The sequence below is a fragment of the Streptomyces sp. NPDC002669 genome, from assembly GCF_042889165.1.
In the GTDB taxonomy this organism is placed as follows: Bacteria; Actinomycetota; Actinomycetes; order Streptomycetales; family Streptomycetaceae; genus Streptomyces.
Map to the genome: position 1 here is coordinate 1 of NZ_JBIAQQ010000064.1, position 5,915 is coordinate 5,915.

5 protein-coding genes are annotated in these 5,915 nt (G+C 70.7%); 1 reads left to right on the top strand and 4 read right to left on the bottom strand.

The window, feature by feature from the left end; genetic code table 11:
- Positions 1–124: 124 nt before the first annotated feature.
- The 4 genes from ACFYW1_RS38795 to ACFYW1_RS38810 all read right to left on the bottom strand — a co-directional run bounded on the left by ACFYW1_RS38795 (position 125) and on the right by ACFYW1_RS38810 (position 4,542).
- Positions 125–964, bottom strand: coding sequence for an SDR family NAD(P)-dependent oxidoreductase (locus ACFYW1_RS38795; RefSeq protein ID WP_389004516.1), 840 nt, complete (start codon positions 962–964; stop codon positions 125–127).
- Between the two features lie 178 nt (positions 965–1,142).
- Positions 1,143–1,988, bottom strand: coding sequence for an amidohydrolase family protein (locus ACFYW1_RS38800; RefSeq protein ID WP_148837571.1), 846 nt, complete (start codon positions 1,986–1,988; stop codon positions 1,143–1,145).
- Positions 1,985–3,172, bottom strand: a complete 1,188-nt coding sequence (locus tag ACFYW1_RS38805; protein ID WP_389004519.1) for a mandelate racemase/muconate lactonizing enzyme family protein — start codon at positions 3,170–3,172, stop codon at positions 1,985–1,987. Before ACFYW1_RS38805 ends, ACFYW1_RS38800 begins: the two co-directional genes overlap by 4 nt.
- Complete coding sequence (locus tag ACFYW1_RS38810) at positions 3,172–4,542, bottom strand: aspartate aminotransferase family protein (RefSeq protein WP_389004521.1); 1,371 nt, start codon at positions 4,540–4,542, stop codon at positions 3,172–3,174. Before ACFYW1_RS38810 ends, ACFYW1_RS38805 begins: the two co-directional genes overlap by 1 nt.
- Before the next feature lie 291 nt (positions 4,543–4,833).
- Between ACFYW1_RS38810 and ACFYW1_RS38815 the strand changes: the two genes are divergently transcribed.
- Positions 4,834–5,691, top strand: a complete 858-nt coding sequence (locus ACFYW1_RS38815) for an IclR family transcriptional regulator (protein WP_389004523.1) — start codon at positions 4,834–4,836, stop codon at positions 5,689–5,691.
- The last annotated feature ends 224 nt before the right edge of the window (positions 5,692–5,915 follow it).

Here is a 5,915-nt window from a genome sequence, read left to right on the forward strand (position 1 = left end):
AATCCGGGGACGAGGCATGGACGGACATGGCGGAGGCGCTCCTCGCGTTGTCGATGTGTGTCGATGCGTATGTCGATGTGTGGTCGGTGCGTGCTCTGTGGGGCCGGCCGCCGGCCGGCCGCGGTCAGATCGTGTTGCGGTACGGCGGCATGAAGCGCATGCGCGGCATCTGGTCGGCCAGCACTCCCCCGTCGACGACGATGCGCGCCCCGGTGAGGTACGCCCCGGCGTCCGAGGCGAGCAGCAGCAGGGCGCCCACGCATTCGTCGGGCCGGGCGTACCGGCCGAGCGGGATGCGCTCGCGGTACGCGGACTCGAATGCCTCCCGGTCGAAGGGGAATTCGCCGTCGATGGGGGTCTCGACCATGCCGGGGGCGAGGGTGTTGGCGGTGATGCCGTGCGGGGCGAGTTCGACCGCCAGGGTCTCGGTGAGGAGCTGGGCGGCTGCCTTGGAGGCGTTGTAGTGGGCCAGTCCGGCCTCGGCCACCAGGGCGTTCTTCGAGGTGATGGTGATGATGCGGCCCGGCACGGAGTCCGCCGTCATGTGCTCGGCGACGCGCTGGCTGAGGAAGAAGACGGCGTCGACGTTGACCCGCATGATGTGCGACCAGCTTGCCGGGGTGATCTCGTTGAAGCGTTCCAGTGCGGCCGTGCCCGCGTTGTTGACCAGGATGTGCAGCGGTCCGGCCTCGGCGCGCACGGTGTCGACGAAGCCCGGCAGCGCGTCGATGTCGGCGAGGTCCTGCCCGTAGGTGCGGCACCGCCGGCCGAGCGCCTCCACGGCCGCCGCGGTCGCGTCGATGCCCTCGGCACCGGGCAGGTCGACGAGGACCAGGTCGGCGCCCGCCTCCGCGAGGCCGGTGGCGAAGGCTCGGCCTAGGCCCCGGGCGGCCCCGGTCACGATCGCGGTGCGGCCGGTCAGGTCGAAGCGCTCGGTTCCGCGCGGCGGGAGGGCTGCGGTCATGGCGGGGTTCCTCCAGGCGGAGAGGTACGGGGAGGGAGGGTTCCGGTCCGGTCGCCGGAGAGGTCCGGGCCGCCGCGCCGGGACACTTGGGATCGCGCGGCGGCCCGGCTGTCGGCCGCGCCCGGGAGCAGGGGGATTGACCCGGGCGCCGTGCCGACAGGTTCGGGGGGGCGGTGGATCAGCCGTCCAGGCCCAGCAGTTCCAGCGACGGCCGGTGGATGATCTCCTCCACCTTGTCCACGTCGAGCGGCGGCAGTCCGGGGATGCCGGGGACGCGGGCGATCTCCCGCAGCCCCTTCACCGAGTCGTCGACCGTCGTGAACGGGTAGTCGCTGCCGAACATCAGCTTGTCGAAGACCCCGTAGTCCTGGACCAGCCGCAGGCTGTGCCAGAGCTGGAAGGGCCGGTAGTGCAGGGCGCTGATGTCCGCGTACACGTGCGGGTGCTTGCGGATGACCGCGATGCACTCGCCCTCGAAGGGGTGGCCGAGGTGGGCGAGGACCATCCGCAGTTCGGGGTGGCGGATGGCCACCGCGTCCAGGTGACGGGGCATCGCCCACTCCAGCGGCGCGCTCGACACGAAGGTCGTGCCGGTGTGCACCAGGAGCGGGAGGCCGTGTCGTTCGGCGTACGCGTACAGCTCGTCGTACTCCTCGGCGGCCGGGTCGAAGCCCGCGTACATCGGCATCAGCTTGATGCCGCGCAGGCCCAGTTCCTGGTGGCCGTACCGGAGTTCGTCCTGCCAGCCGGGCTGGGTGGGGTCGAGCGAGAGGTAGCCGATGAGCCGGTCGGGGTGCGCCGCGACGTACGAGGCGACGGCGGTGTCGTCGACCCAGAGGCCGCTGCGCCGCGCCTTGCCCCCGACGACGATCGTGCGGGTGCCCTCGGGGGCGGTGGCGGCGTACTCCTCCCACTTCACCGTGAGGTCGACCTCGCCCGCGTGGGCGCGGGCGGAGTCCGACTCGAACGGTTCGGTGAAGTCGTGGCTGTGCCGGAAGAGGTGGGAGTGGACGTCGACGATCATGTCCGGTTCCGCTTCTCCCAGCCGTCCGCGAACATGTTCCAGAAGCGGTGGCTGGGCGGGTGTTCCTCGAAGACCTCGTCGACGAGTTCGACGCCGAGGCCGGGGGCGGTCGGCAGACCGATGCGACCGTCGGTGATCGGCAGGGTGCCCTTGAGGGCGTCGAAGACGTAGTCCTCCAGGAGGCCGTCGAAGGTCTCCAGGATCTTGAAGTTGGGGATGCCGAGCGTCGCGTGCACCGAGACGGTGGTGCAGAGCGGCGAGTTGGAGTTGTGCGGGGCCACCAGCATGCCGTGGGTGTCGGCGATCGCGGCGAGCTTCCTGACCTCGGTGAAGCCGCCGGCCATGGAGAGGTCGGGCTGGATGATGTCGACCGCGTTCGTGGCGAAGAGCTGCTTGTACTCGTAGCGGTTGTGGAAGTGCTCGCCGCCGGAGATCGGGAACGCGGCGCGCCGGCGCAGTTCCGCGTAGCGCTCGATGTGGGTCCAGGGCATCGGTTCCTCGAACCAGCCGATGTCGAACGGCTCCAGCTCGCGCACCAGCCGGGCCGCGGTCGGCATGGCGAACCGGGCGTGCCCCTCGATGAAGAGGTCCACGTCCGGCCCGATGGCCTCGCGGACGGCGGCCACGAGCTCGACGGAGCGGCGCAGTTCGGCGCGCTCCAGCTCGTGCAGGCCGGGTCCGAAGGGGTCGAACTTGAGGGCGGTGAAGCCCTTGGCGACGGTCTCGCGGGCCTTGGCGGCGAAGGTCTCCGGCTCGCGTTCGCCGGTGTACCAGCCGTTGGCGTACACGCGTACGTCGTCCCGGCAGGCGCCGCCGGTCAGCCGGTAGGCGGGGACGCCGAGCGCCTTGCCCATCAGGTCGTACATCGCCTGGTCGAGGCCGGACAGGGCGATGCCGCCCATGTCGCCGCCGCGCAGGAAGTCGCCCTGGTAGACGCGGAGCCAGAGTTCCTCGATGTCGAAGGGGTCGGCGCCGATGAGGTGGCGCCGCGCGATCGCCTCGGTCAGGTCGCAGACCTCGCCGACCCGGTAGGGGTGGGTGATCTCGCCGATGCCGGACAGGCCCTCGTCGGTGTGGACCCGGACGTAGCCGAAGTCGCGCCAGGAGGTGCCGAGCATCAGGGTCTCGACGCGGGTGATCCGGCCCGCGGGGCCGGCGGGGCGGGTGCGGTTGACGGTGAGCATCAGCGGGTCGCCCCGCCCATGGTGGAGGTGTTCTCCAGGTCGCGGGCGCCGCCGTCGGCGAGCACGGCCTTGACCGCGGCCTCGGTGCCCTCGATCAGGCGGTCCACGTCGGCGTCGGTGTGGGCGTAGCTGATGTGGCTGCGCTTGAGGTTGAGCGGCAGCTCGAACAGGCCGTGTTCCAGGAGCTTGCGGCGGTAGCCGACGAACAGCGAGGCGTCGTTGTCCAGCAGGTCCGCGTAGGTGCGGGGGGCCTCGCCCGGCATGAAGTAGCTGACGAAGACGGAGCCGTAGCCGGTGACGACGGCGGGGACGCCGAGGCGCCCGTACAGGGCGGTCAGTTCGGTGCGGGCCCGCTCGCCGAGCCGGAAGACGTGCTCGTGGACGGGTTCCTCGCGCAGCTTGCGCAGGGTGGCGAGGGCCGCGGCGACGACGGACGGGTGGCCGTTGTACGTGCCGGCGAAGAAGGCGGGGGCGCCGGGGCGGGTGGAGAAGAGGTCCATCAGGTCGGCGCGGCCGCCGATCGCGCCGACGGGGGCGCCGTTGGCGATGGCCTTGCCGAGGGTGGTGAGGTCGGGGGTGACGCCGGAGATCTTCTGCCAGCCGCCGATGTCGTGCCGGAAGCCGGTGATGACCTCGTCGAAGATCAGGACGCTGCCGGCCCTGGTGGTCTCCTCGCGCAGCGTGGTGAGGAACTCCTGGTACGGCAGGAGCGCTCCGACGTTGTGCGGGACGGGTTCGACGATGACGGCGGCGATGTCGGAGCCGTGCTCGGCGAAGGCGCGGCGGACGGCCTCGCTGTCGTTGAACGGCAGGACGAGGGTGGCTTCGAGGACCTCGGGCAGGATGCCGGTCGAGATCGGGTCGTGGCCGCCGACCTTCTCGGGCGCGGAGATGACGTTGAGGCTGACCGCGTCGTGCCAGCCGTGGTAGCAGCCCTGGAACTTGACGACCAGGCGGCGGCCGGTGGCGGCGCGCGAGACGCGCAGCGCGTGGAACGTGGCCTCGCTGCCGGTGCTGGTGAGCAGCACCTTCTCGATCGAGGGGATCAGCTCGGCGAGCTGTTCGGCGAGGAGGATCTCGCCCTCGGTGACGCCGACGCCCATGTGGCCGAGGGTGGCACCGGCCTCGGCGGTGGCGCGGGCCACATCGGGGTCGTTGTGTCCGAGCAGCGGCGGGCCGAAGGCCGAGTGGAAGTCGGTGTACTCGCGTCCGTCGGCGGTACGGAACCGCGCGCCGTCGGTCCCGGTGACGACCAGGTCGGTCAGGCCGGGAACGCTGCGCTGACCGCTGTTCACTCCGCCGGGCACGACCAGTCGGGCGCGTTCGGCGAGTCGGGCTCCGGATCCGTTGCCTACCGGGCCTGAACTCATATCGCTTGCTCCTTGCGTCGAGAGTCGTCGGTTTTCGCAGGCCCTGCCCGGCCCGTGAGTCCCTGGCGCCATCCGCCCGGCAGTCGCCGCAGGAAGAGGGTGATCCGTGGTGTTCGGGGTGGTGCGTTTCGTTTTTTCGAACGCTGTTCTGTAGAGCAGAACAGTGCCTGGATATTACGTGCGGCTCCAGGGACGGTCAACCCCTCCGTGCGCACCGGAAGGGCCTTTTCCGCGCTTTCTTCACGAGCAAACCGCCGTACGCCCACCCGGGAGGCACTAGGCTGTTCTGCTATGACGAACAGTGCTGCCCCAGAAGAACCGAAGTACTGGGTCAAGAGCGTGGCCAGGGCAGCGGACATCCTTGAAGCGCTCGCCGCCCCCTCCCAGGGGAACGGCCTGAGCGTCACGGAGGTCGGCCAGGCCTGCTCCATCTCCAAGAGCGCCGCCTTCGGCATGCTCCAGACCCTGCGCGCCTACGGCCTCGTCTCGGACGACGGCGAGGGCATGAACCGCCGCTACCGGCTCGGCATGAGCCTGGCCAGGCTCGGCGACCGGGCCCGCTCCCAGGTCTCGCTGCGCGGGGTGGCCCACCCCGTGCTGACCGAGCTGACCCGCACCACCGGCATGGCCTCCCGGCTCGCCGTCCCCGAGGACGGCCATGCGGTCGTGGTCGACCAGGTCGAGCTGGACCAGCGCGTCCGGCTCGACCTGCGGATGGGCCAGCGCGAGCTGCCGCACTGCACCGGCCTGGGCAAGGCGCTGCTGTCGGCCGTGCCGCAGAGCGAGGCGGCCGCGGTCGTCGAGCGGTTCGGGCTGCCCCGGCGCACCTCCCGCACGATCACCGACCCGGCGACCTTCCTCTCGCACCTGCGCGACATCGCCCGGGTCGGCTACGCCCTGGACGACGAGGAGGACGCCGAGGGGATCATCTGCATCGGCGCACCGGTCTTCGACGACCGTTCGGTGTGCGCCGGGGCCGTCTCGATCACCGGTCTCAAGCTCGGCCTGCCGGCCTGGCGCTACCAGGAACTGGGCGGCCAGGTGCGGGACGCGGCCCGCCGGATCAGCGTCTCGCTCGGCTGGGTCGAGGAACCGGGACAGGTCATATCCGACAACGACAGGCCGCATTCCGACGGATTCAGCTCTTGACCAAACGGCGCAACCAGTCGTAGGTTCCCTGCCAACCCCGGTGACACTCCCACGTCACCGGCGATTTACCCCTTCCGGTCCGCTTCCGGCGCCTGCCCACCGCGCCGTGAACACTGGACGACCGGACCCTTTTCAGCCATCCGCCTCATGGCAGTCCCCCGCAGGAACGCTCCCTCACTTATCGCACTTCTCGGAAGGCGAAGTCCGCATGAGCGTTCCGCCCC